Source organism: Rubrivivax benzoatilyticus JA2 = ATCC BAA-35 (assembly GCF_000190375.1).
GTDB classification, from domain to species: domain Bacteria; phylum Pseudomonadota; class Gammaproteobacteria; order Burkholderiales; family Burkholderiaceae_C; genus Rubrivivax; species Rubrivivax benzoatilyticus.
In genome coordinates this window covers 1-14,228 of record NZ_AEWG01000005.1, presented here as the reverse complement: position 1 = coordinate 14,228, position 14,228 = coordinate 1, and the positions used below count along the sequence as shown (strand labels likewise).

13 protein-coding genes and 1 tRNA gene are annotated in these 14,228 nt (G+C 72.1%); 4 read left to right on the top strand and 10 right to left on the bottom strand.

Going from position 1 to position 14,228, the window contains the following annotated elements:
* Positions 1-40 precede the first annotated feature (40 nt).
* The 6 genes from RBXJA2T_RS00460 to uvrC all read right to left on the bottom strand — a co-directional run bounded on the left by RBXJA2T_RS00460 (position 41) and on the right by uvrC (position 5,670).
* Positions 41-1,948: a SurA N-terminal domain-containing protein gene (locus tag RBXJA2T_RS00460; RefSeq protein WP_009855336.1), complete on the bottom strand. Its 1,908-nt coding sequence runs from the start codon at positions 1,946-1,948 to the stop codon at positions 41-43.
* 127 nt (positions 1,949-2,075) lie between these two features.
* A tRNA-Val gene (locus RBXJA2T_RS00455) sits at positions 2,076-2,151 on the bottom strand.
* 9 nt (positions 2,152-2,160) lie between these two features.
* On the bottom strand, positions 2,161-2,547 hold the full coding sequence (locus RBXJA2T_RS00450) for an HU family DNA-binding protein (protein ID WP_259372412.1): 387 nt from the start codon (positions 2,545-2,547) through the stop codon (positions 2,161-2,163).
* 12 nt (positions 2,548-2,559) lie between these two features.
* A complete protein-coding gene (gene pgsA, locus RBXJA2T_RS00445; RefSeq protein ID WP_009855334.1) occupies positions 2,560-3,123 on the bottom strand; it encodes a CDP-diacylglycerol--glycerol-3-phosphate 3-phosphatidyltransferase in 564 nt (187 codons plus the stop codon).
* Positions 3,124-3,167: 44 nt separating this feature from the next.
* Positions 3,168-3,647: a hypothetical protein gene (locus RBXJA2T_RS00440; RefSeq protein WP_009855333.1), complete on the bottom strand. Its 480-nt coding sequence runs from the start codon at positions 3,645-3,647 to the stop codon at positions 3,168-3,170.
* On the bottom strand, positions 3,634-5,670 hold the full coding sequence (uvrC, locus tag RBXJA2T_RS00435; RefSeq protein WP_009855332.1) for an excinuclease ABC subunit UvrC: 2,037 nt from the start codon (positions 5,668-5,670) through the stop codon (positions 3,634-3,636). Before uvrC ends, RBXJA2T_RS00440 begins: the two co-directional genes overlap by 14 nt.
* A gap of 35 nt (positions 5,671-5,705) precedes the next feature.
* Between uvrC and earP the strand changes: the two genes are divergently transcribed.
* The 3 genes from earP to mnmC all read left to right on the top strand — a co-directional run bounded on the left by earP (position 5,706) and on the right by mnmC (position 9,464).
* Positions 5,706-6,725 (top strand): elongation factor P maturation arginine rhamnosyltransferase EarP, encoded by a 1,020-nt coding sequence (earP, locus tag RBXJA2T_RS00430; protein WP_009855331.1) that lies wholly within the window; start codon positions 5,706-5,708, stop codon positions 6,723-6,725.
* Between the two features lie 123 nt (positions 6,726-6,848).
* Positions 6,849-7,403 carry an elongation factor P gene (gene efp / locus RBXJA2T_RS00425; protein ID WP_009855330.1) on the top strand — a complete coding sequence of 185 codons (555 nt, stop codon included), beginning with the start codon at positions 6,849-6,851 and terminating at the stop codon, positions 7,401-7,403.
* A gap of 141 nt (positions 7,404-7,544) precedes the next feature.
* Positions 7,545-9,464 (top strand): bifunctional tRNA (5-methylaminomethyl-2-thiouridine)(34)-methyltransferase MnmC2/FAD-dependent 5-carboxymethylaminomethyl-2-thiouridine(34) oxidoreductase MnmC1, encoded by a 1,920-nt coding sequence (gene mnmC / locus RBXJA2T_RS00420; protein WP_009855329.1) that lies wholly within the window; start codon positions 7,545-7,547, stop codon positions 9,462-9,464.
* Here the strand turns inward: mnmC and RBXJA2T_RS00415 are convergent, their stop codons facing one another.
* Positions 9,465-9,653 (bottom strand): hypothetical protein, encoded by a 189-nt coding sequence (locus tag RBXJA2T_RS00415; protein ID WP_009855328.1) that lies wholly within the window; start codon positions 9,651-9,653, stop codon positions 9,465-9,467.
* A gap of 114 nt (positions 9,654-9,767) precedes the next feature.
* Positions 9,768-10,430: a ribose-5-phosphate isomerase RpiA gene (rpiA, locus tag RBXJA2T_RS00410; RefSeq protein ID WP_009855327.1), complete on the bottom strand. Its 663-nt coding sequence runs from the start codon at positions 10,428-10,430 to the stop codon at positions 9,768-9,770.
* 56 nt (positions 10,431-10,486) lie between these two features.
* Here rpiA and RBXJA2T_RS00405 point away from each other — a divergent pair, with 56 nt between their 5' ends.
* Entirely contained in the window at positions 10,487-11,527 is a 1,041-nt protein-coding gene (locus tag RBXJA2T_RS00405; RefSeq protein ID WP_009855326.1) for a quinone-dependent dihydroorotate dehydrogenase, read from the top strand.
* A gap of 1 nt (position 11,528) precedes the next feature.
* Here the strand turns inward: RBXJA2T_RS00405 and RBXJA2T_RS00400 are convergent, their stop codons facing one another.
* Both RBXJA2T_RS00400 and RBXJA2T_RS00395 read right to left on the bottom strand, forming a co-directional pair.
* Positions 11,529-12,752 carry a lanthionine synthetase C family protein gene (locus tag RBXJA2T_RS00400; RefSeq protein WP_009855325.1) on the bottom strand — a complete coding sequence of 408 codons (1,224 nt, stop codon included), beginning with the start codon at positions 12,750-12,752 and terminating at the stop codon, positions 11,529-11,531.
* A 68-nt stretch (positions 12,753-12,820) separates the two neighbouring features.
* Positions 12,821-14,228: PTS fructose transporter subunit IIC (locus RBXJA2T_RS00395; protein WP_009855324.1), on the bottom strand; the 1,408-nt coding region annotated here is incomplete at its 5' end.

Sequence of the window (14,228 nt, the reverse complement as noted above, 5' to 3'; positions counted from 1 at the left end):
CGCAGCAAAGAAGCGAGAGTATAGCGCGAAAGCGCCGGTTTCAAGGCGTAGTCGACTTGGCCGCAGCCTGAACTGCCGCTTCCTTGATCTCGGCCTTGGTGCGGCGCTTCAGCGCGTCCAGGTAGGCCAGCGCCTCGGCGGTGGCCCAGGTCTGGGCGAGCTGCTGCTGCAGCATCGCGTCGGTGGCCGGATCGGCCTCGCGCTGCAGCACCTTGGAGACGCGCACGACGGCGTAGCCCTGGCTGCCCAGGTCGACACCGACGATGGCCGGCAGCTGCTTGGTGTCGGCACGCAGCACGGCGTCGATGACCGCACGCGGCGCGCCCTGCGGCTGCGCACGCGACAGCGTCAGCGAAATCGGCAGCGCCTCGTTCGGCGACTTCTTCAGCGCCTCCAGGCGCTTGGCGCCCTCGGCCTTGGCCAGCGCGGCGGACTTCTGCGCGACGACCGCCTCACGCACCTGGTCGCGCACCTCGGCCAGCGGCAGCGTGCGCGCCGGCGAGTGCGTGACGATGCGTGCCGACACGAGCTGGTTCTGGCCGATCTCGACGGCGTCGGTGTTGCGCTTGTTGCGCACCACGTCGTCGGAGAACACGGCGTCGAGCAGCTTGGCCGAGGCCAGCGCGCCGCTGGCGCCCGGCGCCGGCTGGCGCAGCACGGTGGCGGTCTGCTTCTGCAGCTTCAGCTTGTCGATCACCGGCTGCAGGCTGTCGGACTGCTCGTAGACGGTGTTCGTGAAGGTCTCGGCGGCCTCTGCGTAGCGCTTCTGCGCCAGCGAGCGGCGCACCTCCTGCTCGATCTCGGCGCGCACCGTGTCGAAGGCCTTCTTCTGGCCGCCGCGCAGGCCGGTCAGCGTGATGACGTGATAGCCGAAGTCGGTCTCGATGACGTTGCTGATCTCGCCGGTCTTCATCGCGTAGACGGCGTCCTCGAAGGGCTTGGCCATCATGCCGCGGCCGAAGAAGTCGAGATCACCGCCGCGCGACGCGGAGCCCGGGTCCTGGGAGTTCTTGCGCGCGACCTCGGCGAACGAGTTCGGCGACCGGCGCACCTCGGCCAGCAGCTGCTCGGCACGCGCCTTGGCGGCCTTCTTCTCGTCGGCCGGCGCCGACGGGTCGACACGGATCAGGATGTGGCTGGCGCGGCGCTCCTCGGCCTGCGTGTAGCGGCTGGCGTTTTCCTCGTAGTAGCGGCGCAGGTCTTCCTCGGGCACCGCGACGTCCTTGGCGAGCGCGGCCAGGTCGAGCACGACGTACTCGATCTGCGCCTGCTCCGGCGCGCGGAACTCGCCCGAATGGGCCTCGTAGTAGGCCTGCAGGTCGGCATCGCCCGGCGTCGCCTGGGCACGGTAGGCGGCCGCGTCGAAACGCTGGATCTGCACCTCGCGGCGCTGCAGCAGCGCGTCCAGCGACGTCGCGGCGACGGCCGGCGGCGTGAACGAGGACTGGGCCACGGCGCCCAGCACCTGCTGCATGCCGAACTCCTGGCGCAGCTGCTGCTCGAAAGCCTCGACGCTCATGCCCTGGGCGGCCAGGATCTCGCGGTTGACGCTGCCGTCGGGGTTGCGCAGGCCGGCGAACTGCGGGTCGGTGACGAACAGCCGCTGCAGGCGCGCGTCGTCGGGCACGAGGTGGTACTGGCGCGCGGTGGCCATCAGCACGCGGTCACGCACCAGGCCGTCCAGCGTCTCGCGCTTCAGTTCGGGGGTCTCGAGCAGCTTGGGGTCGAGCTCGGGGCGCTGGCGGCGCAGGCGCTCGATGTTGTTCTGGTGGGCGGCGTCCCACTCGGCGCGCGAGATCGCCTGGCCGCCGACCTCTGCCACCGTCACCGCGCCGCCTTCGGTGAAGCGGCTGTAGCCCTGGACCCCGAAGAAGATGAACGACGGGAAGATCAGCAGCACCAGGATGCCCAGCACCAGGCGCGAGTGGTTGCGGACGAAATCGAACATCGTTGTGTGGGGTGGGGGCCGTGGACGGCGGGAGCCGGAGCCCTGAAGCAAAAGAAGGCGAACCGCGGTTCGCCTTCCGGGGCCGGCGCAAGCCGCGGGATTCTATGCCGCGGCCATGGCCGTTTTCTGGTGGGTGCTGACGGGTTCGAACCGCCGACCTACGCCTTGTAAGGGCGCCGCTCTACCGACTGAGCTAAGCACCCGGCTGGACTTCAGCCGAGCAGGTCCTTCAGGGCCTTGCCCGGACGGAACTTCGGAACCTTCGCGGCCTTGACCTCGATGGCCTCGCCGGTGCGCGGGTTGCGGCCGGTGCGCGCGGCGCGCTCCGAGACCTCGAAGGTGCCGAAGCCGGCGATCGCGACGCTGTCGCCGTTCTTCAGCGCGGTCTGCACGCCTTCGAGCGCGGCTTCCAGGGCGCGCGTGGCCGAGGCCTTGGACAGGTCCGCCTGCTGGGCGATGTGGGCGATCAGATCCGTCTTGTTCACGTCGTTTTCCTCGTGTGTTTCGTTCGGGTCGCCGGCCCGGCCTCGTGGGACGGGCGAGCGGCAAGGCCGCGAATTATGGTTCAGGCGCGCCGGACGCCGTCCAAGCGCCGACACCCGGCGCGGTCTTCAGCGCACCTTGGCACGGATCTCGGGGATCGCACGCTGCAGGTAGTAGACCATCGACCAGACCGTCAGCACCGCGGCGATCCACATCAGCCACGAGCCCCAGACACGCGTGTCCAGGCCGAACACGCGGCCGTCGTAGAGCAGGAACGGGATCGCGACCATCTGCGCCGTGGTCTTCAGCTTGCCGAGCATGTGCACGGCGACGCTGCGCGACGCGCCGATCTGCGCCATCCACTCGCGCAATGCCGAGATCGCGATCTCGCGGCCGATGATGATCAGCGCGACGAAGACGTCGGCGCGGCCCAGGTGCACCAGGATCAGCAGCGAGGCGCAGACCAGGAACTTGTCGGCCACCGGGTCGAGGAAGGCGCCGAAGGCCGAGGTCTGGTTGAGCTTGCGCGCCAGGAAGCCGTCGAGCCAGTCGGTGGCGGCGAAGAACACGAACATCACGGTGGCCGCGAGGTTGCGTGTGCCCCATTCGAGAGGCAGGTAGTACACGCCGATGATCAGCGGGATCGCGGCGATGCGCGCCCAGGTCAGCAGCGTGGGGACCGTGAAGAACATCGGTGGATCGTACCGAAAGCGGCGGACGCGGACTTGACGGCGGTTCAGTCGTCCAGCGTGCGGGGCTTGAAGCGCCGCTCGTCGTCGAACAGGAACACCTCGGTGAAGGCCCACGGCCGGGGCAGGTGCGAGACGTCGCCGAAGGGCGCGGCACGGCGCACCGCGTCGATCGCGAGCTGCGTCGTGTCCTTGGCCTGCGAGGGCACGCGCCGCACGTGGATCTGGCGCACGCGGCCGTCGTGCTCCAGCTCGACCTCGAGCACCGGGATCGCCAGCAGCGGCTGCGACACCGGGCCGAGGTAGCTGCGCTCGGGGTTGGCGGCGACCAGGCGCTCGGCAGCGCGACGCCGGTACTCGTCCCAGCTGCGCGCCGGCGGCAGCGGCATCGTGCCGGGCGCCGCCGCCGAGCTCGGCGGCACGGGTTGCAGCGCCGGCTTCGGCGTCGGCTTGGACGCGCAGCCGGCCAGCGCCGCGGCCGCCGCGATGACGCTCGCCAGCCAGCCGCGGGAATCAGTGAAGCGCACGGTAGATCTCCTCCGCGAGGTCGTGCGAGATGCCGTCGACCGAGGCCAGGTCCTCGACGCTGGCCGCGGCCACGCCGCGCACGCCCCCGAAACGTTGCAACAGGCGCGAGCGCTTGCGCGGCCCGACGCCGGGAATGTCCTCGAGCTTGCTGCCGCCGGTGCGCACGCTGGCGCGGCGGGCGCGCATGCCGGTGATCGCGAAGCGGTGGGCCTCGTCGCGGATCTGGGCGACGAGCATCAGCGCCGCCGAGTCGTGGCCGAGGTACACCTTCTCGCGGCCATCGGCGAAGACGAGCTCTTCGAGGCCGACCTTGCGGCCTTCGCCCTTCTCGACGCCGACGATGATGGACAGCGGCAGGCCGAGCTCGGTGAAGACCTCGCGCGCCATCGACACCTGGCCGCGGCCGCCGTCGACCAGCACCAGGTCGGGCAGGCGCGCCGTGCCCTTCTTCGCCGGCGCGGCGGCCTCGTCGGCGGCGCCGTCCTGGGCGTCCTGGCGGCGGGCCTCGGCCAGCCGGGCGTAGCGCCGCGTCAGCACCTGGCGCATCGCCGCGTAGTCGTCGCCGCCGGTCACGCCCTCGATGTTGAAGCGCCGGTACTGCGCGCTTTGCATCGCGTGGGCCTCGTAGACCACGCAGGAAGCCTGCGTCGCCTCGCCGGCGGTGTGGCTGATGTCGAAGCACTCGATGCGCAGCGCGTCGGGCTCGACGTCGAGCTCCAGTGCCTCGACCAGCGCGCGTGTGCGTTCGCGCTGCGAACCTTCCTCGGCCAGCAGGCGCGCCAGCGCCAGTTCGGCGCCCTTCTCGGCCAGCTCCAGCCAGATGCGCTTCTGCTCGCGCGGCTGCTGCGTGGCGCGCACACGCACGCCGGCGGCCTCGGACAGCGTCTCGATCAGTTCCGGGTCCACCGGATGGCTGGTGACGAGCTGCGGCGGCACCGCCTGGCCGAGGTAGTGCTGGGCGATGAAGGCCTCGAGCACCGCGGTCTCGGGGCTGGGCGCGTCGGCGCGCTCGTCGGCCTCGGTGGCGCTGAGCGCCGCGCCGTCGTCGACGTGGGTCGGGAAGTAGGCGCGGTCGCCGAGGTGGCGGCTGCCGCGCACCATTGCCAGGTTGACGCAGGCGCGGCCGCCGGCCACGCGCACGGCGAGGATGTCGACGTCCTTGTCGCCGGCCGACAGGCTGCTGGCTTCCATCGCCTGCTGGTGCAGCACGCGCGACAGCGAGCCGATGCGGTCGCGCACGGCGGCCGCCTTCTCGTACTCGTAGGCCTCGGCGAAGGCCATCATCTGCGCCTGCAGGTCGGCGACGACCTCCTGCTGCTCGCCGAGCAGGAAGCGCTCGGCGTCGTGCACGTCGCGGGCGTAGTCGTCCTTGGAGACGAGGCCGACGCAGGGGCCCGAGCAGCGCTGGATCTGGTAGAGCAGGCAGGGCCGCGAGCGGTTGGCGAACACCGTGTCCTCGCAGGTGCGCAGGCGGAAGACTTTCTGGATCAGCTGGATCGTCTCCTTGACGGCCCAGGCGTTCGGGTACGGCCCGAAGTAGCGGTGCTTGCGGTCGACGGCGCCGCGGAAGTAGGCGACACGCGCGCAGCTGGCGGCCGTCAGGGCCCCCGCCCCGTCGGCGGAACGCGTGCCGGTGATCTTCAGGTAGGGGTAGCTCTTGTCGTCCCGGAACAGGATGTTGAACTTCGGGTTCAACGTCTTGATCAGGTTGTTCTCGAGCAGCAGCGCCTCGGCCTCGGTGCGCACCACCGTCGTCTCCAGCCGCGCGATGCGCGCGACCATCGCGCCGATGCGCGTGCCGCCGTGGTCCTTGTGGAAGTAGCTGGAGACGCGCTTCTTCAGGTTGCGCGCCTTGCCGACGTAGAGCACGCCGCCGGCGGCGTCGAAATAGCGGTAGACGCCGGGCAGGCCGGGCAGCGCGGCCACTTCGGCCAGCAGGCGCTCGCGGACGGCGTCGGGCGCGGCGGCCGGGGCGGCCGGCGCGGCATCAGGAACGGCGGGAGACTCGGGCTCGGGGATCACGGGCCCTATTGTCGCGGCTGCCGATAATCCGGCCGATGCGAGCCTGGACCTGGGACCTGTTCTGCCGCGTCATCGACAACTGGGGCGACGTCGGCGTCTGCTGGCGCCTGGCGCGTGACCTCGCCGCACGCGGTGCACGCGTGCGGCTGTGGATCGACGACGCCAGCGCGCTGGCGTGGATGGCGCCCGCCGGCACCGGCGGTGTCGAGGTCGGCGCCTTCGACGCCGCAGCTGAACCCGGCGACGTCGTCGTCGAGGCCTTCGCCTGCGACCCGCCGCCGGCCTTCGTCGAACGCATGGCCGTGCGCACGCCGGCGCCGGTGTGGATCAACCTCGAGTACCTGAGCGCCGAGCCCTGGGTCGAACGTGTGCACGGCCTGCGCTCGCCGCATCGTTCGGGGCTGGACAAGTGGTTCTTCCATCCGGGTTTCACCGCCGCCACCGGCGGCCTGCTGCGCGAGCCCGGGCTGCTGGCCGAGCACGCGGCCTTCGACGGCGACGCCTGGCTCGCGGCCCACGGCCTGGCGCGGCGCGACGGCGAACGGGTCGTGACGCTGTTCTGCTACGACAACCCGGCGGTGCCGGCGCTGCTGGACGCGCTGGCCGCCGAGCCGACGCTGCTGCTGCTGACACCCGGCCACGCCCAGCGGCTGGTGAGCACGACGCCGCCCGGCTTGCGCAGCGCCGCCCTGCCCCACCTGCCGCAGCCCGAGTTCGACCGCCTGTTGCGCGCCTCGGACCTGAACTTCGTGCGCGGCGAAGACTCGCTGGTGCGCGCGATCTGGGCCGGCCGGCCCTTCGTCTGGCACATCTACCCGCAAGAGGACGGCGTGCACGCCGACAAGCTGGACGCCTTGCTGGCGCGCATGCCCGCGGTGCCGGGGCTGGCCGAGTTCTGGCGCGGCTGGAACGGTCTCGGGCCCTGGGCGCCACTGCCCGAGGCCGGCGTCTGGGCCGCCGCGATGGCCGCATTCCGCGACGGACAAGCGTCGCGACTTGATCTGACCGGCGCTCTGTGGCAGTTCGCACAAGGCAAAGCCGGCCCCGAATGCTAGAATCAAGGGCTTTGCGCAAACGGGCCCGTCGGGCTCGCCCAGTTCTACACCGGTGATGGAGCGGCTGCCCGCCAGCGCTCGCCGGGGATCAACCAGCCGCGGGGGCACGCCCCGCTCGACGCCATGAAACTCGCTCAGGAAATCCGCGCCGGCAACGTCATCATGCAGGGCAAGGACCCGATGGTCGTGCTGAAGACCGAATACAGCCGCGGTGGCCGCGGTGCCGCCACGGTCCGCATGAAGATGAAGAACCTGCTGAACGGCGGCGGGGCCGAAGTCGTCTTCAAGGCCGACGACAAGATGGACCAGATCATCCTGGACAAGAAGGAGTGCACGTACACGTACTTCGCCGATCCGATGTACGTGTTCATGGACCCGGAATACAACCAGTTCGAGGTGGAAGCCGAGAACATGGGTGACGCCATCAGCTACCTCGAAGACAACATGCCGGTGGAAGTCGTCTTCTACGACGGCAAGGCGATCTCGGTCGAACTGCCGACCACCGTCGTGCGCGAGATCATCACCGAGCCGGCCGTCAAGGGCGACACCTCGGGCAAGGTCATGAAGCCGGCCAAGATCGTCGGCACGGGTTTCGAGATCTCGGTGCCGCTGTTCGTCGAAAACGGCGACAAGGTCGAAATCGACACCCGCACCCACGAGTACCGCAAGCGCGTCTGACGCGTCTTCGCTCCTGACCGAGGGCACCGCGAGGTGCCCTTTGTCGTTGCTGGGGCATCATCGACGCATGGCCTTCGACTTCGACGCGGCGGTCTCGGCGCCGTCGCGCATGACGCGGCAGGCCGGGTTGTCCAGACACGCATGAAGACCGAACCCGTCGTCCCGGCGCGCATCGAGTTCGACACCGCCGGCCTGCCGCACGCGCCGGACTTCGGCGACGTCTACCACGCCCAGGTCGGCGCCTTCGAGCAGGCGCGGCACGTGTTCCTGGCCGGCAACGGTCTGCCGGGGCGCTGGGCCGGGCAGCGGCGTTTCGTCATCGCCGAGACCGGGTTCGGCCTGGGCAACAACTTCCTCGCGACCTGGGCCGAATGGCGCGACGACCCGGCGCGCTGCGCGCAGCTGGTCTTCGTCAGCGTCGAACGCCATCCGCCGACACGCACCGACCTCGCGCGCGCGCTGCGCGGCTCGCCGCGGCCGGAGCTGGCCGCCGAACTCGTCGCCGCCTGGCCGCCAGCGACACCCGGCCTGCACCCGATCGACCTCGACGGCGGCCGCGTGCGCCTGCTGCTGGGCTACGGCGACGCCGCGGCGCTGCTGCCCGAGCTGCGCCTGGTGGCCGACGCGATCTACCTCGACGGATTTGCGCCCGGCCGCAACGCCGCGATGTGGTCGGCGCCGGTGTTCCAGGCGCTGGCGCGGCTGTCGGCGCCGGGCACGACGGCGGCCACCTGGAGCGTCGCACGCGCGGTGCGCGACGGGCTGGCGGCGGTCGGCTTCGAGCTCGAACGCCGCGCCGGCATCGGCGGCAAACGCGAGATCAGCGTCGCACGCTACGCGCCGCGTTACCTGCCCCCGCCGCCACCGCGCGACACCGCGGCGCTGCCGCAGGCGCGCGACGCGGTCGTCATCGGCGCCGGGCTGGCCGGCGCCGCGGTCGCGCAGGCCTTGGCCGCCGAAGGGTTGGTGGTGACGGTCTTCGAGCGCCGCGCCACGCCGGGCGCCGAGACCTCGGGCAACCCGGCCGGCATCTTCCACGGCACGGTGCACGCCGACGACGGCCCGCATGCGCGGCTGCTGCGCGCCGGCGCGCTGCTGGCCACGCGCACTTACTCGCCGCTGTTCGACGCCGGCCTGGTGCCGGGCTCGACGCGTGGCCTGCTGCGGCTGGACAGCGGGCCGGTGGACGCGATGCGGGCGCTCGCCACACGCGCCGGGCTGCCGGCCGACTGGGTGCAGGCACTCGACACCGACGAGGCCTCGGCACTCGCCGGGCTCACGCTGCCGTCACCGGCCTGGTTCTATCCGGGTGCCGGCTGGTGTTCGCCGGCGGCGCTGGCGGCGCACTGGATCGCGACGCCGGGCGTGCGTTTCGTCGGCGGCACCGAGGTCGCGCGCCTGGAACGCCGCGCCGACCGCTGGCGCCTGCTGGACGCGGCCGGCGGCACGCTGGCCGAGACGGCGATCGTCGTGCTGGCCAACGCCTCCGACGCCGCGCGCCTGGCCGCGCCGTGGATGCCCGAGGCCTGCACCTGGCCGCTGCAGCGGGTGCGTGGCCAGGTCAGCGCCTGGATGGGCCCGCGCGCGCCGCTGGCGCTGCCGGTGGCCGGAGGCGGCTACGCGCTGCCCGGTCCAGACGGTGGTGTCGTCTTCGGCGCCAGCAGCCAGGCCGGTGACGAAGACCCAACGCGGCGCGACGCCGACCACGTCGACAACCTCGCCAAGCTGAAGCGCCTGACGGGGCTGGAGCCGCCGGCAGACGCCCGGCCCTGGCCCGGCCGGGTCGGCTGGCGTCTGGTGGCGGAGGACAGGATGCCGATCGTCGGCGCGCTGCCGGCGGTGCTGCCGGCGCACCGCGCCGAGCAGCCGCGGCGCTGGCCGCGGCACGAGGGGCTGATGGTCTGCACCGCGCTGGGCAGCCGCGGCATCACGCTGGCGCCGCTGGCCGGCCGGCTGGTGGCGGCGATGGCCACCGGCGCGCCGTGGCCGCTGGAGCAGGACCTGGTGGACGCCGTCGACCCGGCGCGTTTCGCGGCGCGCGCGCTGCGGCGCCGGGGCTGATCAGTCTTCGCGCTGGCCTTCGGCGGCCGGCGGCGGGGTGTCGGCGGAGCCTTCGCCCGTCTGGGCCTGGTTGTCAGGCGCGTCGTCGTGCTGCGACGGGCTGGCCTTGCGCGAGGCCTTCTCTTCCTTCTTGCGCTTCTTCGCGAGTTCTCGCTGGCGCTTTTCGAAGGCGTAATTGGGTTTGGCCACGGGCGGTCCTTTGATCAGGGGGCGCCATTATGGAGCCGCGCACCGGGCGCGGGCTCCGCAATGGCGCGGGTTTGAGAAGGGCCAAGCTCGACGCCCGGCCGCCCTCGGGAACGGTCAGAAACGCAGCGTGCGCACGCCTTCGGCGGTGCCCAGCAGACACAGGCTGGCCTTGTGGCGAGCGAAGATGCCCACCGTCACGACGCCCGGCCACTGGTTGATCTCGGTCTCCATCGCCAGCGGGTCGGTGATCTTCAGGCCGCGCACGTCGAGGATCGGCTGGCCGTTGTCGGTCGTCACGCCCAGGCGCAGCGTCGCGGTGGCGCCCATCGCCTCGAAGCGACGCGCGATCTGCGGCGCGGCCATCGGGATCACCTCGACCGGCAGCGGGAAGCGCCCCAGCGTGTCGACCAGCTTGCTCTCGTCGGCGATGCAGACGAAACGTTCGGCCAGGTCGGCGACGATCTTCTCGCGCGTCAGCGCCGCGCCGCCGCCCTTGATCATGTAGCCGTGGTGGTCGATCTCGTCGGCGCCGTCGACGTAGACCGGCAGCGGCCGGTCCAGCGCCGCGGCCTCGACGACCGGGATGCCGTGGCGGCGCAGCCGTTCGGTGCTCTGCACCGAGCTCGACACCGCGCCGGCGATGCGGTCCTTGATCTTCGCGAGCGCGTCGATGAAGTGGTTGACCGTCGATCCCGTGCCCACGCCGACCAGCGCGCCCGGGACGACGTGCTCGATCGCCGCTTGGGCGACCAGGGCCTTGAGTTCGTCCTGTGTCATGGGCGCCGATTATCCGCGCCGGCCGGGCCCGACACCGTTTGCGACAATCGCCGCCCATGTCCCTGCTGCCCTACGGCCTGGCCCGCCGCTTCCTCTTCGGCCTCGACCCCGAAGCCGCCCACGACCTGACGATCTCCGGCCTGGCCCGGCTGCAGGACACGCCGCTGCGCTGCGCCTGGAGCGAGACGCGCATCGACGACCCGGTCACCGTCGCCGGCCTGCGTTTCCCCAACCGCGTCGGCCTGGCCGCCGGGCTGGACAAGAACGGCCGCTGCATCGACGCGCTGGGCGCGATGGGCTTCGGCTTCATCGAGGTCGGCACCGTCACGCCGAAGCCTCAGCCGGGCAACCCGAAGCCGCGCATGTTCCGCCTGCCGGAGGCCGAGGCGCTGATCAACCGCATGGGCTTCAACAACGACGGCCTGGCGGCCTTCGTCGCCAACGTGCAGCGGGCCAAGTCCTTCCGCGCCGCCGGCGGCATCCTGGGCCTGAACATCGGCAAGAACGCCGCGACGCCGATCGAGCGCGCCGTCGACGACTACCTGATCGGCCTGGACGGCGTCGCGCCGCACGCCGACTACGTGGCCGTCAACATCTCCAGCCCGAACACGAAGAACCTGCGCGCGCTGCAGAGCGACGAGGCGCTCGACGCACTGCTGGGCGCACTCGCCGCGCGCCGCGACGAAATCGCCGGCACGCTGGGCCGGCGCGTGCCGATGTTCGTGAAGATCGCGCCCGACCTCGACGAAGCCCAGGTCGACGTCGTCGCCGCGACGCTGCGCCGGCACGGGCTGGACGGTGTCATCGCCACCAACACGACGATCTCGCGCGAAGCCGTGCAGGGCCTGCGCCACGCCGAGGAAACCGGCGGCCTGTCCGGCCGGCCGGTGGCCGAAGCGAGCAACCGCGTCATCCGCCGCCTGCGTGCGGCGCTGGGCGCGGGTTTCCCGATCATCGGCGTCGGCGGCGTGATGGCCGCCGAGGACGCACGCGCCAAGATCGACGCCGGCGCCGATCTGGTGCAGATCTACACCGGGCTGATCTACCGCGGCTCCGCGCTGGTCGGCGAAGCGGCGCGCGCGCTGGCGCGCCGCTGATTCAGAACACGTCGAGCAGCGGCAGCCGGGCGCGCCCGGCCAGCGCCTCGGCCAGCCCCCAGGCGACGCCCAGGTCGCCGGTCCACAGCGACGGCCGGCCTCGGCCGTAGTGCTCGCGTGCCGCTTCCACCTGCGCCGCGGCGTGGGCCAGCATCGCCAGGCCACGTTCGCGCCAGCGATCGTCGCCGCTGCGCTCGGCCAGGCGCAGCAGCGCGAGCGCGTTGCCGGCGGTGCCATGGCACAGGCTCGGGCCCTTGTTCAGCGGGCCGGCGAGCCAGACCGCCTCGCCGGCGGCGAGCAGCAGTCCGTCCCACTCGGACGTGCGCGGCGCGTCGGCCAGCCGGGCCAGGATGCCGGGCGAACCGTGGCAGTCCTGCAGCAGCGGCAGCCGGCCGACGACACGCGCGGCGTCGATCATCGGGTGCCAGTTCCAGGCGCCGGCCTGTTCGCCCTCGCCACGCAGCGCGGTCGCCGCCAGCGTCGTGTACGCGCCGTCCAGCAGCGACGCAACCGCGGCCTCGGGCACCAGACGGCGCGCACGCAGCGCCAGGTAGACGTTGCCGGCCAGCCCATGGCCGGCGCCCAGCCAGCGCACGCGGCGGCCGTAGAGATCCTGTTCCCAGACCGGCGTGCCGGTCTCGGGGTCGGCGATGCGGGTCGCCAGCAGCCGCGCGACCGCGGCTTCGGCCAGCGAGCGCCAGCGTGCGCCGCCGTCCTGCTCGGCCAGATGCACCGCGGCCAGCGCGCTGCCCGGAAAGCTCCACAACGATTCCAGCGACGGGTGATCGAGCTGCGCCGTCAGCAGCGCTTCCAGCCGGTCCAGCGTCGCGGCGTCTTGCGTCACCTGCCAGGCCAGCAGTTCCAGCCCGGTGTCGCCGAGCCAGAACGAGCCGCGTTCGTCGGGCTTGCGCGTCGCGGCGTTGCGTTCGACGAGGCCGTCGAGCAGGCGGTCTTCCAGCGCCCGGCGCTTCGGCGAGTCGGCGATCGCGCCGTCCTGCACCAGCCGGCGCAATGTCCACAGCACGCCGCCGGCGCCGTCGTAGAGCGCGTGGCGGTGGTCGTCGGGCGACTCCGGGTCGTCCAGCGGGTGGGCGGGCCAGCCTAGCGTGTCGGCCTCGTCCAGCGCCGAGGCGACGATGCGCGCCAGCGACTGGCGGGCCGCGGCCTCGGACCAGGCCGCCGCCAGCGGCTCGTGGCGCGAAGGGTCGAGAAGAACCACGCTCACTGGAGCACCCTACGGCCTGGCGGCCGGTCCCACCAGGCGGGAATGAGCCCCGGACAAGTCCTGAGGGCTCATGCCGCCGCCGGCGCGACGACGCGGCGCTTGGCGATCGCCAGCGCCGCCACCGAGACCGCGGTGCCGACCAGCAGCGCGACGACGAAGGCGCCCAGGTGCGTCACCGCGTTCGGGATCGGCAGCACGAAGACGCCGCCGTGCGGCACCTTGAGCTGCACGCCCATCGCCAGGCAGATCGCGCCGGCCACCGCCGAGCCGGCGATCAGCGACGGGATCACGCGCAGCGGGTCGCGTGCCGCGAACGGGATCGCGCCTTCGGTGACGAAGGCCAGACCGAGCACGAAGGCGGCGTTGCCGGCCTCGCGCTCCTCGGCGGTGAAACGCGAGGGCAGCAGCTTGCAGGCGACGGCCAGCGCCAGCGGCGGCGTCATGCCGGCGCACATCACCGCCGCCATCGGCTCGGTGACGTTGGCCGCGATCAGCGTCGTGCCGAAGACGTAGGCCGCCTTGTTGATCGGCCCGCCCATGTCCACCGCCATCATGCCGCCCAGGATCAGCCCGAGCACCACGGCCGACGCGCCCTGCATGCCCTGCAGCCAGGTGGTCAGCGCCGCCAGCAGCGTGGCCGCCGGAGCGCCGACGACGTAGTACATCAGCAGCCCGGTCGCCGCCGTGCCCAGCAGCGGCAGGATCAGCACGGGTTTGAGGCCCTCCAGCGTGCGCGGCAGCTTGATCGCCTTGTTCAGCCACAGCACGCCGTAGCCGGCGATGAAGCCGGCGACGATGCCGCCGAGGAAACCGGCGCCGATCGCCCCGGCGATGACGCCGCCGGTCATGCCCGGCGCGATGCCCGGCCGGTCGGCGATCGAGTAGGCGATGTAACCGGCCAGTGCCGGCACCATCAGCGTGAACGCGCCTTTGGCGCCGATCTGGAACAGCGTCCAGCCCAGCGTGCCCTTGTGCACGTCCTCGTAGACGTAGATGCCGCCGAGCGCGAAGGCGATCGCGATCAGCAGCCCGCCGGCAACGACGAAGGGCAGCATGAAGGACACGCCGGTCATCAGGTGCTTGTAGACGCCGGTGCGTGCGGCCGGGGCAGCGGCCGATGCCGACGCGTCCGGCGCAGCCTCGCCGCCGTGCACACGCGCCTCGGCCAGCGCACGCTTGATCAGGCCGGCGCCGTCGCCGATCGCCGGCTTGGTCGGCGACTGGAACAGGCGCTTGCCGGCGAAACGCGACAGCTCGACCTGGCGGTCGGCGGCGACCAGCACCAGATCGGCGGCGGCGATCTCTTCGGCCGTCAGCGCATCCTGCGAGCCGACCGAGCCCTGGGTCTCGACGCGGATCTGGTGGCCCAGCGCCTTGGCGCCTTCCTGCAGCCCTTCGGCGGCCATGAAGGTGTGCGCGATGCCGGTCGGGCAGGAGGTGATGGCGACGATCTTCAGCGCGGCCGACGCCGGCGCC

What these genes read in the sequence shown, in the direction of transcription:
- rpiA (WP_009855327.1), bottom strand. Translation starts at nt 10,430, where the DNA reads ATGACACAGGACGAACTCAAGGCCCTGGTCGCCCAAGCGGCGATCGAG.
- RBXJA2T_RS00405 (WP_009855326.1), top strand. Translation starts at nt 10,487, where the DNA reads ATGTCCCTGCTGCCCTACGGCCTGGCCCGCCGCTTCCTCTTCGGCCTC.
- efp (WP_009855330.1), top strand. Translation starts at nt 6,849, where the DNA reads ATGAAACTCGCTCAGGAAATCCGCGCCGGCAACGTCATCATGCAGGGC.
- RBXJA2T_RS00460 (WP_009855336.1), bottom strand. Translation starts at nt 1,948, where the DNA reads ATGTTCGATTTCGTCCGCAACCACTCGCGCCTGGTGCTGGGCATCCTG.
- pgsA (WP_009855334.1), bottom strand. Translation starts at nt 3,123, where the DNA reads ATGTTCTTCACGGTCCCCACGCTGCTGACCTGGGCGCGCATCGCCGCG.
- mnmC (WP_009855329.1), top strand. Translation starts at nt 7,545, where the DNA reads ATGAAGACCGAACCCGTCGTCCCGGCGCGCATCGAGTTCGACACCGCC.
- earP (WP_009855331.1), top strand. Translation starts at nt 5,706, where the DNA reads ATGCGAGCCTGGACCTGGGACCTGTTCTGCCGCGTCATCGACAACTGG.